At 34.8% G+C, this 18,574-nt stretch carries 22 protein-coding genes; 14 read left to right on the top strand and 8 right to left on the bottom strand.

Annotation, left to right across the window (positions count from 1 at the left end):
- Positions 1–2: 2 nt before the first annotated feature.
- Positions 3–710: an ATP-binding cassette domain-containing protein gene (locus tag H7U22_RS05305; protein ID WP_187070310.1), complete on the bottom strand. Its 708-nt coding sequence runs from the start codon at positions 708–710 to the stop codon at positions 3–5.
- A gap of 180 nt (positions 711–890) precedes the next feature.
- On the bottom strand, positions 891–1,814 hold the full coding sequence (locus H7U22_RS05300; RefSeq protein WP_187070309.1) for a glycerophosphodiester phosphodiesterase family protein: 924 nt from the start codon (positions 1,812–1,814) through the stop codon (positions 891–893).
- A 377-nt stretch (positions 1,815–2,191) separates the two neighbouring features.
- Between H7U22_RS05300 and H7U22_RS05295 the strand changes: the two genes are divergently transcribed.
- The 4 genes from H7U22_RS05295 (at position 2,192) to H7U22_RS05280 (ending at position 6,237) form a co-directional block, all read left to right on the top strand.
- Positions 2,192–3,835, top strand: coding sequence for a glycine--tRNA ligase (locus tag H7U22_RS05295; RefSeq protein WP_187070308.1), 1,644 nt, complete (start codon positions 2,192–2,194; stop codon positions 3,833–3,835).
- Between the two features lie 205 nt (positions 3,836–4,040).
- Entirely contained in the window at positions 4,041–4,889 is an 849-nt protein-coding gene (locus H7U22_RS05290) for a ThuA domain-containing protein (RefSeq protein ID WP_187070307.1), read from the top strand.
- Positions 4,890–4,978: 89 nt separating this feature from the next.
- The gene (locus H7U22_RS05285; RefSeq protein ID WP_187070306.1) at positions 4,979–5,386 is read left to right on the top strand and encodes a helix-turn-helix domain-containing protein; all 408 of its coding nucleotides are present in this window, start codon (positions 4,979–4,981) and stop codon (positions 5,384–5,386) included.
- An 86-nt stretch (positions 5,387–5,472) separates the two neighbouring features.
- Positions 5,473–6,237: an SDR family NAD(P)-dependent oxidoreductase gene (locus H7U22_RS05280; RefSeq protein ID WP_187070305.1), complete on the top strand. Its 765-nt coding sequence runs from the start codon at positions 5,473–5,475 to the stop codon at positions 6,235–6,237.
- 189 nt (positions 6,238–6,426) lie between these two features.
- Here the strand turns inward: H7U22_RS05280 and H7U22_RS05275 are convergent, their stop codons facing one another.
- Positions 6,427–7,629 (bottom strand): C40 family peptidase, encoded by a 1,203-nt coding sequence (locus H7U22_RS05275; protein WP_187070304.1) that lies wholly within the window; start codon positions 7,627–7,629, stop codon positions 6,427–6,429.
- 139 nt (positions 7,630–7,768) lie between these two features.
- On the opposite strand from H7U22_RS05275, the gene H7U22_RS05270 reads away from it, so the two are divergent.
- The 10 genes from H7U22_RS05270 (at position 7,769) to H7U22_RS05225 (ending at position 16,450) form a co-directional block, all read left to right on the top strand.
- A complete protein-coding gene (locus H7U22_RS05270; RefSeq protein ID WP_187070303.1) occupies positions 7,769–8,458 on the top strand; it encodes a CAP domain-containing protein in 690 nt (229 codons plus the stop codon).
- A gap of 133 nt (positions 8,459–8,591) precedes the next feature.
- Positions 8,592–10,112 (top strand): catalase, encoded by a 1,521-nt coding sequence (locus H7U22_RS05265; RefSeq protein WP_187070302.1) that lies wholly within the window; start codon positions 8,592–8,594, stop codon positions 10,110–10,112.
- A 22-nt stretch (positions 10,113–10,134) separates the two neighbouring features.
- On the top strand, positions 10,135–10,725 hold the full coding sequence (locus H7U22_RS05260; protein ID WP_187070301.1) for a GtrA family protein: 591 nt from the start codon (positions 10,135–10,137) through the stop codon (positions 10,723–10,725).
- A gap of 996 nt (positions 10,726–11,721) precedes the next feature.
- Positions 11,722–13,494 (top strand): aromatic amino acid hydroxylase, encoded by a 1,773-nt coding sequence (locus tag H7U22_RS05255; protein WP_187070300.1) that lies wholly within the window; start codon positions 11,722–11,724, stop codon positions 13,492–13,494.
- 18 nt (positions 13,495–13,512) lie between these two features.
- Positions 13,513–13,767: a hypothetical protein gene (locus tag H7U22_RS05250; protein WP_187070299.1), complete on the top strand. Its 255-nt coding sequence runs from the start codon at positions 13,513–13,515 to the stop codon at positions 13,765–13,767.
- A complete protein-coding gene (locus H7U22_RS05245; RefSeq protein WP_187070298.1) occupies positions 13,745–14,119 on the top strand; it encodes a type II toxin-antitoxin system VapC family toxin in 375 nt (124 codons plus the stop codon). Before H7U22_RS05250 ends, H7U22_RS05245 begins: the two co-directional genes overlap by 23 nt.
- A 25-nt stretch (positions 14,120–14,144) precedes the next feature.
- Positions 14,145–14,846 (top strand): SDR family oxidoreductase, encoded by a 702-nt coding sequence (locus H7U22_RS05240; RefSeq protein WP_187070297.1) that lies wholly within the window; start codon positions 14,145–14,147, stop codon positions 14,844–14,846.
- Positions 14,847–14,926: 80 nt separating this feature from the next.
- The gene (locus H7U22_RS05235; protein ID WP_187070296.1) at positions 14,927–15,319 is read left to right on the top strand and encodes a hypothetical protein; all 393 of its coding nucleotides are present in this window, start codon (positions 14,927–14,929) and stop codon (positions 15,317–15,319) included.
- Positions 15,320–15,427: 108 nt separating this feature from the next.
- Positions 15,428–15,790, top strand: a complete 363-nt coding sequence (locus H7U22_RS05230; RefSeq protein ID WP_187070295.1) for a hypothetical protein — start codon at positions 15,428–15,430, stop codon at positions 15,788–15,790.
- Between the two features lie 114 nt (positions 15,791–15,904).
- Positions 15,905–16,450 (top strand): C40 family peptidase, encoded by a 546-nt coding sequence (locus H7U22_RS05225; protein WP_187070294.1) that lies wholly within the window; start codon positions 15,905–15,907, stop codon positions 16,448–16,450.
- Between the two features lie 3 nt (positions 16,451–16,453).
- On the opposite strand, the gene H7U22_RS23025 is transcribed toward H7U22_RS05225, so the two are convergent.
- From H7U22_RS23025 to H7U22_RS05210, 5 genes are read right to left on the bottom strand one after another with little or no spacing between them, the layout of a single operon-like run.
- Positions 16,454–16,609 (bottom strand): YdeI/OmpD-associated family protein, encoded by a 156-nt coding sequence (locus H7U22_RS23025; RefSeq protein WP_248284686.1) that lies wholly within the window; start codon positions 16,607–16,609, stop codon positions 16,454–16,456.
- Between the two features lie 17 nt (positions 16,610–16,626).
- Positions 16,627–17,058, bottom strand: coding sequence for a DUF1801 domain-containing protein (locus H7U22_RS05220; RefSeq protein ID WP_248284685.1), 432 nt, complete (start codon positions 17,056–17,058; stop codon positions 16,627–16,629).
- A gap of 25 nt (positions 17,059–17,083) precedes the next feature.
- Entirely contained in the window at positions 17,084–17,506 is a 423-nt protein-coding gene (locus tag H7U22_RS23390; RefSeq protein ID WP_317172945.1) for a hypothetical protein, read from the bottom strand.
- A gap of 58 nt (positions 17,507–17,564) precedes the next feature.
- Entirely contained in the window at positions 17,565–17,972 is a 408-nt protein-coding gene (locus tag H7U22_RS23385; RefSeq protein ID WP_317172944.1) for a flavin reductase family protein, read from the bottom strand.
- A gap of 1 nt (position 17,973) precedes the next feature.
- A complete protein-coding gene (locus H7U22_RS05210; protein ID WP_187070293.1) occupies positions 17,974–18,573 on the bottom strand; it encodes a DUF2238 domain-containing protein in 600 nt (199 codons plus the stop codon).
- Position 18,574 lies beyond the last annotated feature (1 nt).

Genomic DNA, 18,574 nt, shown 5'->3' with positions numbered 1-18,574 from the left:
ATTTAAGCGGTAAGTTTTCTGAAAATGTCTTCTAGTGAGCTATTTTGATGCGCTTTTTTAATTCCTTCAAGAGAGTTATTGGCCACTATTTTTCCTTTGCTAATAATGATGATGTCATCGCAAATGGCCTCAACTTCTTGCATAATGTGCGTTGAGATAACAACCGTTTTATCTTTTCCCAATTCTTTAATTAGCGCACGAATATCAACCAATTGATTTGGATCTAACCCCGATGTTGGTTCATCTAGAATTAATACATCTGGATTGTGGATAATGGCTTGTGCTAATCCTACCCTTTGACGATAGCCTTTAGAAAGCATTCCAATTTTTTTATGTTGCTCTGGCGTTAAGCCGACTTTTTTAATTACTTCCTCCACCCTAACGGATAAATTCGGAAGATTATAAGCATCACCAATAAAACTAAGAAACTCTTTAACATACATATCACTATAAAGCGGCGTATTTTCTGGCAAGTAACCAATGTGCCTTTTGGCATCAATGGCTTGCGATAAAATATTCTTTCCCGAGATTTCTATTTCGCCAGCTGTAGGTTCTAAATAACCAGTTAACATGCGCATAGTAGTTGACTTACCAGCACCATTAGGGCCAAGAAAACCCAAAATACGACCTGGCTTGGCCTCGAAATTAATCGCATCAACAGCTTTTTGCTTATCGTAATGTTTGGAAAGATTTTTTACCGAAATACTCATTTCTTATATTTAACCGCAAAGAACACAAAGTTATTCGCAAAGTACACGAAGTTTTTAAAAAAGGCTAGTGGTGATTGTGAAAAATTAAGTAATCTCATTATAATCGCGATAAACCCAATGCTTTAAGATTGTCCTAAAGGGATTGCCGTTTAACTTCGTGCTCGCAATGACGAATTTATATTAATTAACGTAAACCGAACTCAACTTTTTATTATATCTAAATTTATCCAATTGCTCTGAAGCTTGTGGCAAATTATCGCCCGACAAAATATCTGCTCCATTATTTATCAAATGGTAGTAAACCAGCTTAGCAGGATTAGCAATTGCACTTTTATCAATATTGCCCATTGTGCCTAAAATAGTCGTAATTCTTCTGTTATGAAGATACTGATATAGTTCTTTATCTGGAGCTCTAACACCCACAAAAGCTACAATTCTATCGTTCGGAATTCCCATTGAATTTAATCGTTTCAATTCCGCTTTCTTTTGTACAGATGCCGAAATCATTAAATCTGGCGCCAATTGATGAACTTCTTTAGCTTGATCGGCTGTGTAAGTGATTATGATCGAATTGCTTTCTACTTTATATCGTTTAACTTTTTCAATCACCTTGGCATAAGAAATGCCTTTTTTAAGATCGATGGTCAGTAAAACTTTGCCTTTGCTCCAGCTTAAAACACTATCTAAAGTGGGGATTTTGAAATTCGTCTCCTTGCCTTCATCATCTTTTAAATTGAAGGCTTTTAATTCTTCGTAGGTATAATTTCCAATTTCTCCCTTTCCTGTAGAAGTCCGGTCCAATTTATCATCGTGCATTATTACCATTACAGAATCTTTGCTGTAAGCGATATCAAATTCTATAATTACAGGATTATATGTTGTGGCATTATTAAAAGTCTCGATACAATTTTCAGGAAAACCGGGCATTGGTCCGCCACGGTGGGCACTAATTAATGGGAAACGATTTTCGGGCGACCATTTTAGGAATTGATACAATTCTTCAGTTTTATTAAATTTAATATAATGATGAACTTTTTCTTCTTGCTTGCATGATGCAAAAAAAACGGTGATAAAAACTAGAAAAAGTAGGTAATGAAATTTCATGGCTCAAAAATAGAAAAAAATGGAAGATGTAAGAAGGTGTTCTTAGCACCATGCTTTAAAACGTAGATAGATGTACAGTTTTGCCATCATAAACCCGACTTAGCGAAAATACTTTTGAATTGTACAGACCATTAATTTGCTGTCATTCTGAGGCACGAAGAATCTGTTTCAAAGCTTGCAGATTCTTTGTACCTCAGAATGACAAAAGTTTTAAAAGATTGCAGCGAGGGCGGGACTGCTGAAACCAAAGAATTACCATAATTGCTTTTCTAAAATTTTGAATCCTGTAAGACATTTAAGAACATTTGACCTTAGCTTTTTACTTTAATCTTTGGTCTTTAGTCTTTCAGCTCAAAATAATTATCTTTGCCACCATTATGGCACAAAAGAATAACGACGAACAATTTAAAAATGTAATATCACACGCTAAAGAATACGGTTTTGTGTTCCAAAGCAGCGAAATATATGATGGCTTAAGTGCCGTTTACGATTACGGCCAATTGGGTGCCGAGTTAAAAAACAATATTAAAACGTACTGGTGGAAAGCCATGGTACAAATGCATGAGAACATTGTAGGCATTGATTCTGCAATTTTTATGCACCCGAAAGTTTGGAAAGCCAGTGGACACGTTGATGGTTTTAACGACCCGATGATCGACAACAAGGATTCGAAAAAACGTTACCGTGCTGATCAATTATTAGAAAATAAAATTGATGAACTATATTCAGAATTAGCAAATTTCTCTACGGAAAACAAAGCTAAATTTGAAGAATTTCAACAAGAAATTTTGGGTTTGAGTGATGAAGGGCAAGCAAGCTGGATACCAAGTTTTAAAGATGAAACTGGAATTTTAGATCATGCTAAATATCCTTTTGTTGGTGAAGCCAGCTGGAAATTTGTTAAGAAAGGCTTAGCGCTTGAGGTTGAAATGAACCTTGCATTAAAATCTGAGAATTTAGCACAGCTGAAAGATTTAATTGTTGATTATAAGGTAATTTGTCCAATTTCTAAAACATCAAACTGGACAGATGTTCGCCAATTTAACCTGATGTTTAGCACTCAATTTGGTGCAATGGCAGAAGGTAGTGATGAAGTTTATCTTCGTCCGGAGACGGCGCAAGGTATTTTCGTTAACTTTTTAAATGTACAGAAATCGGGAAGAATGAAAATTCCTTTCGGTATTGCACAGATTGGTAAAGCTTTCAGAAATGAGGTTATTGCCCGTCAGTTTATTATGCGCATGCGTGAGTTTGAGCAAATGGAAATGCAATTTTTCGTTCGCCCAGGTGAAGACAAAAAATGGTTTGAATATTGGAAAGTGGCTCGTTTAAAATGGCACATGGCTTTAGGAACTCCTCCTGAAAAATATCGTTACCACGACCATGTAAAATTGGCTCATTATGCGAATGCAGCTACTGATATCGAGTTCGAATTCCCTTTCGGATTTAAGGAAGTTGAAGGTATTCACAGCAGAACTGATTTCGATTTAAAGCAACATGAACAGTTTTCTGGCAAGAAATTGCAATATTTCGATAATGATTTAAATGAAGATGGTAAGCCTTACGGAAATTACGTTCCTTATGTAATTGAAACTTCAATTGGTTTAGACAGGATGTTTTTGTTAACAATGATTAATGCGTTTGAAGAGCAAGATTTAAGCACTGAAGATAAACAGGATAGCCGTACTTTATTACGCCTTCACCCTGCTTTGGCGCCAATTAAAGTGGCTATTTTCCCATTAACCAAAAAAGATGGCTTACCAGAAAAAGCTCGTGAAATTATGGATACTTTAAAGTTTGATTTCAACTGTAATTATGAGGAGAAAGATGCCATTGGTAAACGTTACCGCCGTCAGGATGCTGTGGGTACGCCATTTTGTATTACTGTTGATCACCAGAGTTTAGAGGATAATACAGTTACGATTCGTCATCGCGATAGCATGGAACAAGAACGTGTTGCCATTGCAGATTTGGGCAACATAATTGGTAAAGCGGTGAGCTGGAAAAATTTGTTAGCCTAGTTTTCACCACCTTAAACATTTAAGAAAACTTAAGTTGAAGATTTTAAATATAGCCACGAGTGAATAGCTCGTGGTTTTTTTATATCTAATATCAATTATTTAAAACGATTGAATTAATGTTCAAACCTATATTTAGTTCGATTAGCATTTTATACTTTATAGTTGAGGATACTTTTATTTAATTTAGGTAGATAAATCTATCCAAATGAACATTTCTCGAAAATCGATCTTAGCATTACTTTTTCTTCTTAATTGCTTCATATATTCTCTTGCCCAATCCAAAAAACCCAAATTCCGTGTAATCGCATTTTATACCGCCAAAAGTGACTTAGCACACATCAGTTTTGTACACGAAGCGAATAAATGGTTTCCAGCAATGGCGGATAAATATCATTTCAGTTATGATTCTACAGCGAATTGGGATAATTTGAATGCCGAATTCTTATCAAAATACGAGGTTGTGTTATTTTTAGATACCCGCCCAGAAGTTACTGCACAGCGAGAAGCCTTTAAAAAATATATGGAAAACGGTGGTGGTTGGATGGGTTTTCATTTCTCCGCATTTGCTTTGGCTCAGTCAACTTATCCAGCCGATTGGGATTGGTATCACAATACTTTTTTAGGTTCAGGAGAATACGGAAGCAATACCTGGCGACCAACATCTGCAATTTTAAAAGTAGAAAACAAAAAGCATCCCGTTACGAGAAACTTGCCTAAAACTTTTAAAGCATCGCCCAACGAGTGGTATCGATGGCAAAATGATTTAAGAAAAAATCCTGATATTAAAATTCTGCTGTCCATCGATTCGACCAGTTTTCCGTTAGGAACGGGGCCAAAGGAATATGAAATTTGGCGGAGTGGCTACTACCCTGTGGTTTGGAGTAATAAAAATTACAAAATGGTTTACGTAAATATGGGCCACAACGATATGGATTACGAACATAAATACGATAAAACGAATAAAACCTTATCGAATACTTTTGATAGTGAAATGGAAAGCAAAATGATCGTTAATAGTTTAATTTGGCTAGGAACTGGCAAAAAAATAAAATAATTCTTTAGTCACAAAAGCTAAAACGCACTCGTCTAATTTCATAATCCATGCATTGAATATTATATTTGTTTAATCTCAAAATCATCGTTATGAAAATCCCGAAGAAGTTTTTTGCCCGTCAACATGAAATCGCAGCAGATTTTTTGAAGGAATTAGATAAACATTTGGATGATGTAGTTTCTGGAAGGGCTACTGAAATGTTTGAGGTTAGAGATTTTGCAGAACTGATTCATGTTCACCCTACTCACTTAAGCAATACCATAAAATCGGCAACTGGGTTTCCGCCTTGCTACTTCTTTGAAGAGCGTTTAATGGATATTTCTAAATCGATGTTGCAGAATGTAAGTACGCCAATTGCCGAAATTGCGAGAACGCTAACTTACGATCCTTCTAACTTCACAAAGTTTTTTAAGCACTTCTCTGGCCAAACCCCCAAGCAATATCGCGAAGCCTACTTTCAGTCTTTAGCTCAAAAAGCGGAAGTTATCACCATATAAAACTTAAACACTCACCATTTTTACTTAAGCTGTCACCATTTTTAAATCTATTTTCCATCTAATTTTGTTTAACAAATTAAAAGAAAATGGAAACACAAAATAAAATTGCCTTAGTTACCGGCGGTAGTCGCGGATTAGGGAAAAACGCAGCCTTAAAAATCGCTTCCAAAGGGATTAATGTCATCGTAACTTATCAATCGAAAAAAGACGAAGCAGATAAAACTGTCGAAGAAATTAAAAAGCTTGGCGTAAAAGCGGTGTCACTTCAACTAGATGTTGCCGACACTAAAACATTTGATGCTTTTTTCACAGAAGTAAAATCTATCTTAAAATCAGTTTTCAATGCAGAAAAATTCGATTTTTTAGTGAATAATGCGGGGATTGGAATTCATGCTTCATTCGCAGAAACAACCGAAGATCAATTTGATACATTAGTGAATATTCAGTTTAAAGGTGCTTTCTTTTTAACTCAAAAAGCACTTTCACTTTTAAATGATGGAAGTGGAATTATTAATATTTCTACCGGTCTTGCTCGTTTTGCTTTGCCAGGTTACGCTGCCTATGCATCAATGAAAGGTGCAATGGAAACTTTAACCAAATACCAAGCTAAAGAGTTAGGTTCAAGGGGAATTAGATCAAACATAGTTGCTCCAGGCGCTATTGAAACAGATTTTGGTGGTGGAGTAGTTAGAGATAACGAACAAATGAATGCTGGAATTGCTTCACAAACGGCATTGGGTCGTGTTGGTTTACCAGATGATATTGGTGGTGTAGTAGCGTTTTTATGTACAGAAGATGCAAGATGGATTAATGCTCAGCGCATTGAGGCATCGGGTGGGATGTTCTTATAAACCTTGCCTTTTAAGCTAATCAGTTTTGCGTTCTTGAGGTCGAATCATACTATTAATTGTCAATCTGAGCCTGTTGAAGAACTATAAAAATGCCTTTGAAGCATTTCGACAGGCTCAATATGACAAAAATCAAAACAAAAATTGACTTAGAAAACGATCTCTTTAAAGGAACTTCTTTAAATCTATAAATTAATTTACATACCATTTATGTTGATCAACTCTTGTAATTTCTGGTTGGCCAATTTGATTTAAAAACCTTTTAGCGCTTACTAAAGTTTTACTTTCGCGTTCATCAAAATTATTTGCATCAGACTTTAAGCTATTTATTCTCACCATTCCTGCGGCTTGGATAAATTCGCCATCACCCATATAAATTGCAGTGTGGGTTATTTTGCCACCAGTTACCCCACGAAGTTTAGCCGCCGCAAAAAACAATAAATCGCCAGGCTTTAAATTTTTTAAGCATTTCGAAATACTGATTGAATCATTTTCCAGCACCTCAACATCTTCTCCAACCAGTGCTTGTTGAGATGCATCTCGAGGGATTACAATTCCATTTAAAAAGTAACTTGTCTTGGTAAATCCGCTACAATCTACTCCTTTTATCGATGTTCCACCCCACAAATAAGGAACGCCAACTAATGTTTTAGCGGTTTTTAAAATCGCATCAGCATTTGGACTTGGGGTTTTAAGCCAATCGATAAATATTTTAGCTTCTCTTTTTTTAACAAAACCAATTCGTTTATCGGGAAAAACTACTTTATAAAAATTCTTTTCCTCTCCTTTTACTTCTAATATATTTCCTTTAACTAAATCAGAAACCCTTTCGGCAGTTGCATCAACTTTACTTAAAGCATGACCAAAATCTTCGGTAAAAATAATCCTCTTAGCCTTCTTCCAAGCTTCAAAATCCTGCTTATTCAAAAGACTAACTGCTGTACCGTCTGTCCACGACAAATAACCATCAGGCGTTCGAACCAAATAGTAAGCTCCTTGTTTTTTAAGCACTTGAACTGGAGTTCCCAAAATCATTTGCGTCATCATTTCTGCAGCGTTTTGAGGCATCGCTCTATTGTTGCAAACTGATAAATTTGCCAGTCCATATTCCATTCCATTTAAAGATTTAGCTGGTAATGGAACATTCACTTTAGTACCTTTTAAATCTTTCACTTGCTTATTCCATTCTGTCAAGGCAATTTCTGATGTACTTTCGGCCAAAACTGTATCTCCCTTAAACTGGATATTGAAATAAATAGAGCGTTTATCTGGTGCATAATCTTTCTGAATCTGCTTTGAAATTTGTTTTAACATAGCCGAATCAATCTGAGCCTTTAAACAGAAAGAGATTAACAAAAAGCTAAATAGTAGGAAAGATTTTTTAATTGTATTCATTGATGTTAAAAGTACAAAACCTAGTGTTTCTGCAAGGTTCTAAACGTGTAACTAATTGCTTACCAAATATTTTTTCTGGCAAAATCAATTATAACGAAAATAAAAACTTTCAATTGGCGTTATACAAGAAAACCATCCCATGTACCGCCTTATTTTAACCGCAAGCCTTTTTTTGTTTTTTGCCAGAAGCTCGTATGCGCAAGATTGGACCAACACTGAAATTAGAAAGGCAAACACTGCAGCCGCTGCAAATTACCTAACTGAAGAAGAAAAGGGTGTAATTCTTTACATGAATTTAATCCGATTGGATGGCCAGAAATTCTACTATACTTTTTTAGAAGATTATATAGATAAATACAATGCAAGTGTAAGGCAGTACAGAAATTATAATGAACTTAAAATCTCTAAAAATAATTCTTACTATACTTCTTTGTTAAAACACCTCCAAGGCATAAAAAATCTTCCGTTGTTCTATCCTGATGATAAGTTAACGGCTTTAAGTAGAGGCCATGCAGTAGATTTAAATAGAAATAATTTAGAAAGCCATGAGAGTAGCAATGGCGATAAATTTTCGAAAAGACTATCTAAATATTTCCCAAACAAATCTATGAGTGAAAATATAGATTTCGGATATTCTAAAAGTTTGGATATAGTTTGCCATCTCTTATTAGATTGTGGCGTACCCTCCCTTGGCCACCGTTTCAATATTATCGATCAAAAATATAAGCTTAATATTGTTGGCGTTAGCATTCAACCTCATCCATCGTATAACTATTGTACAGTTATAGATTTTGTTGCCCAACCTATATTTTACACGAATAGCCGCTAAAAATTCTTAAATTTAATTTGTTGAGAATATTAAAACTTATCAATATTATCTATGCATCAATAGATAATAACAGTTTGATATGCTGGAATAATTACCTCACTTTTATATCGCAAAACACAATAAAACTTAAATAATGAGCGAAAAGAAAAAACTAACGAGTGCTTCTGGTATACCTTATGCGAACAATGAAGATAGCATGACTGTTGGTCCTCGCGGTCCAATATTACTTCAGGATTTCATATTACATGAAAAAATGGCTCATTTTAATCGTGAGCGAATTCCTGAACGTGTTGTACACGCGAAAGGTTCTGGTGCTTATGGTACTTTTACTGTTACCCACGACATTACAAAATATACTAAAGCAAAACTTTTCTCAGAAATTGGTAAGCAAACCAAAACGTTTTTGCGTTTTTCTACCGTTGGTGGCGAAAAAGGATCAGCAGATAGTGAGCGTGATCCACGTGGCTTTGCGTTAAAGTTTTATACAGAAGATGGAAATTGGGATTTAGTTGGCAATAACACGCCTGTTTTCTTTGTAAAAGACCCGAAAAAATTTGGGGATTTTATCCATACCCAAAAACGCGATCCACAAACAAATATGAAAAGCCCAACCATGATGTGGGATTTCTGGAGCTTAAACCCAGAAAGTTTACATCAGGTTTTAATCTTAATGAGCGATAGAGGAACACCATTCTCGTATCGTCACATGGATGGTTTTGGTAGTCATACTTTCTCTTTTTACAATAATAAAAATGAACGTTTTTATGTGAAGTTCCACTTTAAAACGAAACAGGGCATTCAGAATTTTAAGAATGATGAGGCGGTTGCGATGAAATCTCAGGATCCTGATCATTCTCAACGCGATTTGTTTGCATCGATTGAAAAAGGAGAATTCCCAAAATGGACTTTAAAAGTTCAGATTATGCCTTTTGATGATGCTAAAACCTATCACTTAAATCCATTCGATTTAACAAAGGTTTGGCCACATGGCGATTACCCTTTAATTGAGGTTGGCGAATTAGAATTAAATGAAAATCCTGATAATTACTTTGCGCATGTAGAACAGGCTGCCTTTGCTCCTGCTCATGTGGTTGATGGAATTTATTACTCGCCTGATAAAATGCTGCAAGGAAGAATTCTTTCTTATCCAGATGCACAACGATATCGATTAGGTGGGAATTATGAGCAGATTCCAGTTAATCGTTGTCCGTTTATGACTAATAATTATCAACGTGATGGGTTAATGACTGTTAATGGAAATGGTGGTTCTAATCCAAATTATTTCCCTAATAGTTTTGATGATATTGAAGTTGATGAAAGCTACAAACAACCAGCTTGGCCTTTAGAATCTTTAATGGCTGATCAATATGATCGAAATGCCGAAGGAGAAAACGATCATTATACGCAACCCGGAAACCTTTTCCGTTTAATGGATCCCGAAGCTAAAAAGAATACAATTGCAAACATTGTTGGCGCAATGGGTGGTATAAATGGAGCTAAAAAAGATGAAATTATTAATCGCCAACTTTGCCATTGGTTTAGAGCCGATATGAGTTTAGGACTTGGAATTGCGAAAGGATTAGATTTAAATTTAGATAAAGCAATGGAAGGCATGGTCCATGCAGACCCCACATACAAAGGTACAAACGAATAAAAAATATCCTATTGTTATTAATATGAGCCTTGAAATAAAAAATCAAGGCTCTTTTTTTGTCTTAAAAAACTACCTTTGCGCTAAACAACATCATTTATCCATGCGTCAAGCGATTTTAGCTTTTATAGATTTTTTTTATCCACCTTTTAAAAAGTTTATATCGCCTCACAATTTTAGATATTTAGCAACTGGAGGAGGAACTTTATTATTAGGAATCTTAAGCTATTATTTTGCCTATTTTTTCATTTTTAAAACAGAAGAGGTAAATTTTGGAATAATTGTTTTACAAAGAGAAACCGCATCATTATTGGTAGATTATTGTATTGCAATTCCAACAAGTTTCCTACTAAACAAGTATGTAATATTTACCCACAGCGAACTAAAAGGAAGGGTTCAATTTTTTCGTTTTTTAAACCTTCAATTCATTAATATACTTGCTAACTATGTTTTATTAAAATTTTTGTTAGAACTTTTAAGAGATTATCCCACTTTGGCAATGCTCTCAAGAATAGTTGTATCAGTTTTAATGGCACTTTTCAGTTACTTGTATCAGCATTATTTTACGTTCAGCGTTAAAAAGGTTGGAGGCAAAAAAGAAGTTAAAAAGCATTAATTTTTTTGAAAAGCAGGTTCAGTGGCATTTGGGTTTCTTCAGTCCCGCCCTCATTTCAAATCCTCGGTTTCGTTCCTCAACCTTTGGGTTTTCCATTTAGTCGGGTTTAGGTGGCTAAAATTTTACAACTATTTTCGGTTCATAGCAAACTGCCCAAATTTTGTATTTTACAGCACAAACATCTATTTAAACGGGATGGAAGCGATATCCTTTTGAGGTTTTTTTTTCCGAAAAAGATTTAGCAAAAAAGGGCATCTTACTTTAAAAACAGCAAAGACTTCGCTTTACAAGTGGTATCTGTTGTTTAAAGCACGATTTCCCAATCTTTCTACGACTTTTGCTTAACAGAAGTTCTAATTCGTCCCTTAGGAACGGCTGCTGGGTAACCAAACACATACCCATTAATTTCGTTCCTTCGGAACTTTTGAATATTAGCACTTTGCAACCCCAAATAGCAATAGGTAAACTGAATATTAAACGGGATAGAAGCGATATCCTTTTGAGGGTTTTTCTTCCGAAAAAGATTTAGCGAACAGCCCGATTTACTTTAAAACAATAAAGACTTTGCTTTACAAGTGGTATCGGTTGTTCAAAACACGACTGTCCAATCTTTCTATGACCTCTTACTTAACAGAAGCTCTAATTCGTCCCTTAGGGACGATTGCTGGGTAACCAAACAAATACCCATTAATTTCGTTCCTTCGGAACGTTTGAATATTAGCACTTTGCAACCCCAAATAGCAGTAGGTAATTTGAATATTAAACGGGATGGAAGCGATATCCTTTTGAGGATTTTTCTTCCGAAAAAGATTTAGCAAACAGCCCGACAGGATTTTCCGATGAAAAGCTGAAATAACCTTTTCAAATTTGCAAAAAACATATTCATTTAACCAACAGAACTTTATTTACGCCTGCTTGTTAATTTATATAACGCCTTTCTTGCTTAGATAAATTTAACCGCCTAACTTAGCCATCGACTAACTTTTTATAATACCTATGAGTGATTTTAATAATGCGCAGGTAGCGAAATTGCCCAGACATTTGAAGCAATTTATTGTAGCTCAGAATTACGAAAAATATACCCCGATTGATCAGGCGGTTTGGCGATATGTAATGCGACAAAATTACAGCTATCTTAAAAATGTTGCCTATTATCCATACATAAAAGGCTTGCAAAGAGCTGGTTTAAGCATTGAATATATTCCCGATTTGCAAACCATGAATGATAATTTAGGCAAAATTGGTTGGGGTGCAGTTACGGTAGATGGTTTTATTCCGCCTGCTGCATTTATGGAATACCAAGCATATCGTGTTTTGGTTATTGCTGCAGATATTAGGCAAATTAATCACATAGAATATACGCCTGCACCAGATATTATTCATGAAAGTGCTGGCCATGCACCAATAATTGCAGATACTGATTACAACAATTACCTCAGTTATTTCGGTTCAATTGGCGCAAAAGCAATGTTTTCTGCAAAAGATTTTGAGCTTTATGAAGCCATAAGAAAGCTTTCCATTTTAAAGGAAGCTGCCGATGCCAACGAAAGGGAAATTGCAAAAGCCGAAAAAGACTTAAAATACATTAGTGCCAATATGGGTGAGCCTTCTGAAATGGCTTTGCTCGGCCGATTACACTGGTGGACAGTAGAATACGGATTGATTGGAACACTGGAAAACCCTAAAATTTACGGTGCTGGATTACTCTCTTCTATTGGAGAAAGTGCAACCTGTATGCAAAGTGATGTAGAAAAGCTTTGGTATAATATTTACACGGTAAACTACCCTTACGATATTACGAAACCACAACCTCAGCTTTTTGTTACGGAAACTTTTCAAAATTTAATTGATGTTTTAGAAGCTTTTGCAGATACCATGGCTTTTAGAAAGGGTGGAACGGAGAGCATAATGAAGGCGATTGCCTGTAAAAATGTGGCAACAGCTGTTTATAGTTCTGGCCTTCAGGTTAGTGGTGTTTTTACCGACATTGGTATAGATGCAAAGGACGAAGTCACTTTTATAAAAACTACTGGCCTTTCTGCTTTGGCCTTTAATGGAAAACAACTCGATGGACATGGAAAAGATTATCATGCCGACGGTTTTTCATCTCCTGTTGGTCTTTTAAAGGATTCGGTTAAAGCGCTAGAAGATTTTGGGAAAGAAGATTTGAAAGCCTTGAACCTAACATTGGATTCTAAAACCGAACTTGTATTTGAGAGCGGAATAAAGGTTATTGGTGTAGTAAAAAACATTATAATTGAAAATGAAAAAGTTATTTTAATTGCTTTTAATGATTGTACGGTAACGGAAAGCAATGGCAATATTTTGTTTAAACCCGAATGGGGAGATTACGATATGGCCGTTGGCGAAAAAATTATTTCTGTTTATAATGGTGCTGCCGATAAGGATGCTTATGAGGAAATAACTTTGATTAGTGGAGAGAAAACACATCAAATTATTTATGATGAGAAAACATTGAAGCTTCATAGCTTATATAAATCGGTGAGAACGATTCGGGAAACTGCAGAAAGCTTGGAAAAATTACCGGAAATTTTTGCTGAACTCAAAACTAAATTCAGACAAGATTGGCTTTGTGCTTTAGAAATTCTTGAAATTGTATTTCATAAAAAACGGTTTCATCAATTGGAAAAGGAAATTTTAATTCATTTAGAAATTAAAGCAGGGAAAGAATTGGATCATACAAAGTTGATTAATGATGGTTTATATGTAATTAAAAATCCGGTGAGCCAATTGGTTATGGAAGATTAAATTTATTAACTTTACTTTATGACAACCATCACGGTACAAGTAGATAATGAACAAAATGCTGTTCTTTTAGAGAAAATGCTAAAGGCATTATCTTTTGTTGAAGATGTTGACATCAAAAAAACTAACGTTGAGATGGTAGAAGAACCAAAAGGCTCCTATACTAAGCTTAAGAAAATATTAGATACAACGGAAGGTAATAATTTGTTCACCGACATTAAAAATCCATCTGAATGGCAAAAAGATTTAAGAGATGAGTGGGAACGTAATCTTTGATACCAATATCATCATTTATCTCTCCAAAAAATTATTAGCCCCAGAGAAGGTATTTTTTGAAAATGCTAATTATTCCATTTCCGTAATTTCTAAAATGGAATTATTGGGATTTGCATTTAAAAATAAGGATGAAGAAAATTTTATTCTTGAACTTATCGACTCTTTATACGTTGTTCCATTAACGGAAGAAATTGTTGATGCAACGATAAAATTAAGAAAATTAAATAAAATCAAATTGCCTGATGCCATCGTCTATGCTACGGCACAAGTGGTTAACGGAAAATTAATTACAAACAACATAGCCGATTTTTATAAAATAATTAGCAATGTCGAACTTATAAATCCATTATAAGGATTAAAAATTACTGAATAAAATAATGAACATTATAATTACCGGCGCAAGTAGTGGAATAGGTTTTGAAACTGCGTTAGAATTTAGCTTACAAAACGATAATAAAATCGTTGCAATTGCCCGTTCAGCTGATAAACTTCGTAAACTTTTAGAAATTGCAAAAGGCATAAACCCTGATTGTACGCTTTTACCTGTAGAATTTGATCTAGTAAATGATGATTATGCAGCATTGATTCCTTTTTTGAAAGAGCGTTTGGGTACCATAGATATTTTGATCAACAATGCGGGCTCTTTAATTAACAAACCGTTTTTAGAAACTACTGAAAATGATTTAGGCGAAATGTTGCAAAGCAATGTGATTTCTCATTTTAAGATGATTCAAAATACTTTGCCATTAATGCAAGCGGGAAGCCATATTGTGAACATTGGCAGTATGGGTGGCTTTCAAGGTAGCGTTAAATTCCCTGGTTTAGTTGCATATTCAGCAAGTAAAGCTGCATTACACACCTTAACAGAATGCTTGGCTTTTGAATTGGCTGACACAGGAATTAAAATTAATTGCTTAGCCTTAGGTTCTGCTCAAACTGAAATGTTGGAGGCTGCATTTCCCGGTTATCAAAGTCCGATTATGGCTTTTGAAATGGGAAAATATATTGCTGATTTTGCTAAAACAGGCAGTAAATTTTTTAACGGCAAAATCTTACCAGTTGCAGTAACCACTCCATAGTCGGATTTTATTTATGGATTATCAATAAATTATTCTTTACTTAGAATATTGATCATCAATAAATTAAAAAAATCAGAACTATGGAACCCCAAAACCCCTTCAATCCAAACCCAAATCCTAAACCAACAGACGATGGTAAAACTGCTTCAATTGTAAGTTACTTTTGGTTTATCGGTTGGCTAATTGCCTACTTTGCAATGTACAAAGACAATAAAACTGATCTGAGTAGATACCAATTAAGACAAACATTATTGTTCCACATTGTGGTAACCGTAATTAGTTGGGGTTTAAGCTTTATTTTCGGGCTCATAGTTGTTTCCACTGGCTTTTATGCGATTTTCTATTTGGTAAATCTGGTTCAATTGGCATTACTAATTGTTTGGATTATCGGTTTGATTGGCGCAATCAACGGTGAGAAAAAACCAATTCCATTAGTTGGAGAAAAAGCACAAACCTTATTCCCAGGCATTTAAACGTGCTTTAAATACTAAAAAAATTTAAATTTCTTAATCTAAAATATTTTTTATTACTTCGCATCAGTTTCCCTATTTTAAAATCCACCAAAAACTAAATTTTAATATATGGAAACAAACAAAAACATCACAACAACTGACAATGGCAAAACTGCCGGAATTGTAAGTTACTTCACAATTATTGGCTGGTTAATTGCATATTTCGCTATGCACAAGGACAATAAAACAGAGCTTGGAAGTTATCAATTAAAGCAATCTCTTTTGATTAACATTATATATATAATCGCAGGAATTGCAGGAAACATAATTCTCTTTATTATTCCATCAGTTGCTCTAAGCTATGTATTTAGTGTGTTATACCTAGCACTGTTTATCGTTTGGATTATTGGTTTGATTGGCGCAATTAATGGGCAAAAAAAGCCAATGCCATTAATAGGTGAAAAAGCCCAAACCATGTTCCCAAACATTTAAGAAATAATTTTACATTTTTTTTATGCCTCAGCTCTAAGTTGGGGCATTTTTGTTTAAGCTCATTACAAGTCTTTAATGGAGTTTAATTATTTTTTATATATTTGGAATTCCCATATGAAGAAAGCATTAGTAATATTTTCATTTTTCATTTTATTTGCAAGCACAGGAAAAGCACAAACAATTCTTCCTGCTCAATACCAAGAACTGGTAAAAAAACTGACTGCAAATTTGCCTAAAACAGCAAATTTAACTCAAAAAGAGTCAACTACAAACTCTACTAGCCTTATCGATTTTGCCAAAAGTATGTTAGGAATCCCCTATCGTTACGCAACTAGCAATCCAAAAGTTGGCTTTGATTGTTCGGGTTTTGTGAGTTACGTATTTAGCAATTTTGGTTTCAAAGTTCCTCGTTCTTCAGTAGAATTTAGCTCGACTGGTAAGGAAACTAATTTAGAAAATGCAAAAGTTGGCGACGTTTTAATCTTTACGGGAACAAACCCACGAGTAAGAAAAATTGGCCACGTTGGGATTATTTATTCGATTGACAGTGATGGCATTAAGTTTATCCACTCCACTTCTGGCAAGGCTCATGGCGTAACTATAACCGATTTTAACGACTATTATAAAAGTCGCTTTATGAAGATTGTAACGATACTTTAACCGCTACTTTTTGTACTTCCACATTCTGGTTTTTCCTTCTGCGAGCCAGTCTATTGATGTTTCTAATCGCTTTAACTTTGTTGCTTCAGTTTTGGCCTCTTCTAACCAAAAAACATATTCCTTTTTATTCGAAACGCTAAAATTTTGAAAAGTAGCCATTGCTTCAGGGTCTTGTTTTAATGCATCCAAAAAATATTCTGGCACAACAAATTCTTTAGTTTCTTTATTTTTTTCTTCGCTGGCAACTTAATTCCCCTTTCATTTAGCTCAATAGCTTGTTGAATGTAGGCGATTAAAATTTCATCAGGAGGAAGATCTTTAAAAGATTTAATTTTGCCCAACCAACCCATTGATTCATTACGCTCTTTAAAAATTTTAAATTCGTCATCCATTAAAGATGCTTTCCAGAAACCAAAAGCACAATGATTTTTAAACGCAGCCATGTGGCAAACTGTACCCTTAAAATCGAAGAAAGGCATACTCCATTTAATTTTTTCTTCAATTCTGGCATCTGCCCGATGGACCAAATTTCTTAAATGTTCTAAAATTGGAATTGCAAATTCGGCAGAATTTGCAATGTATTGATCTACTCCAACTATGGTGTGCATAAAAACAGATTTAGTTATCCTAAATTTAAAGCAAAACAACTTTTAAAGCAAGCTCAACTTTTCCATCTTTAAGCATGCTTTTGGCCAATTCATGAAGTTCTCTTTCTCTATTGGTTGCATCACCAATGGTTGCATCCAATACTTCTTTAACTTCTGCCAACTGATTAACTAAATCAATTTCTTCTTCATTTGGTAAAAGCTCTACATTTCCCAGCATCCCCAAATCATTCCCTGTTAATACTTTCGAATATCGAACAGCATATGGCAACCGATCTACACCAATTCCTAATTTTGCTAGTGGCTTTGCAACTTTAAATAAATTATTTTCAGTTACTCTGCAATACCAATCTCCACCCAAACGAGCAACCAAATCAATTTTCTTTTGATCAATTTTTCCTTGTTCGTCTAAAACATCTTCATTAATGTGAATAAGCTTTATTTCTGCCAAGATAAGGTTTCCTGCGCCGTGATTATCGCCCAAAGAAATTACATCGTTAATAACACATTCAAACTGGAACTGGCGCCTCTGCTACTCTTGGTGGAGCAACTAAATCAGACTTTAACATCGTAAAACCAGCCTTTTCAAATTCGTTTATACCTTTTGCATATTCTGTACTTGCCAAGCTCATTTGTTGCACCATATCGTAATTAACAATATTGATTACACATTCTTTAACTTGCAAAACGTTTTCCAAAGTATGCTTTGTTGTATTGTCTCGCACACGCCTTGCAGGAGAAAAAATGCAAATTGGCGGTTTAGTGCTAAACATATTGAAGAAACTGAATGGACTTAAATTAATATTGCCATCATTATCTATCGTAGAGGCAAAACAGATAGGCCTTGGCGCAATTGCATATTGTAAATAATCCTGTAATTGAACGGGAGATAAATCCTCAGTTTTTAGAGTCAACATTTTAACTTAAATTTTCGATTGAATTATCCTGAATTTTGTAGAATAGAAAAACTGCAGTCATTGCACCGATTAATGCGGTTAACATATCAGATTGCGTATCCCATATATAGCCTTGAGTACCTAAAAAGGCATCGCCTGATTCTCCACTATTTACAGAAACAAACCATTCGACTAACTCATAAAATGCGCTAATAGCTAAAGCAATTGAAATAATTATAAAACTTAACCACTTTTTCCCGTTTACGACATTTTTTCGGACAAATATCTCTCTGATGATTAATGCTGGCCCAAAGCCTTGAATAAAATGTCCAACCTTATCGTAATTGTTTCTCGATTGATGGAAAGTTTCTTTTATCCAATTAAATAATGGAACTTCAGCATAAGTGTAATGCCCACCAATAATCAGCACTAAACAGTGGATAAAGATTACGGTGTAAGTGAAGTTGCTAAACTTAAATTTATTGTACGTTAGTAAAAGTACTAAGACACCGATAAATGCAGGTATACATTCTAAAAACCAGGTAAAGGTTTCTTTACAGCCGATAAATGATATAACTGAAAAAATCAAGAAAGCAATTAACAGGCCGAGATGGGACTTCATA

This window comes from Pedobacter fastidiosus, assembly GCF_014306625.1.
Taxonomy (GTDB): domain Bacteria; phylum Bacteroidota; class Bacteroidia; order Sphingobacteriales; family Sphingobacteriaceae; genus Pedobacter; species Pedobacter fastidiosus.
The sequence above is the reverse complement of the archived record's forward strand: the minus strand, read 5'-3'. Positions and strand labels throughout refer to the sequence as shown.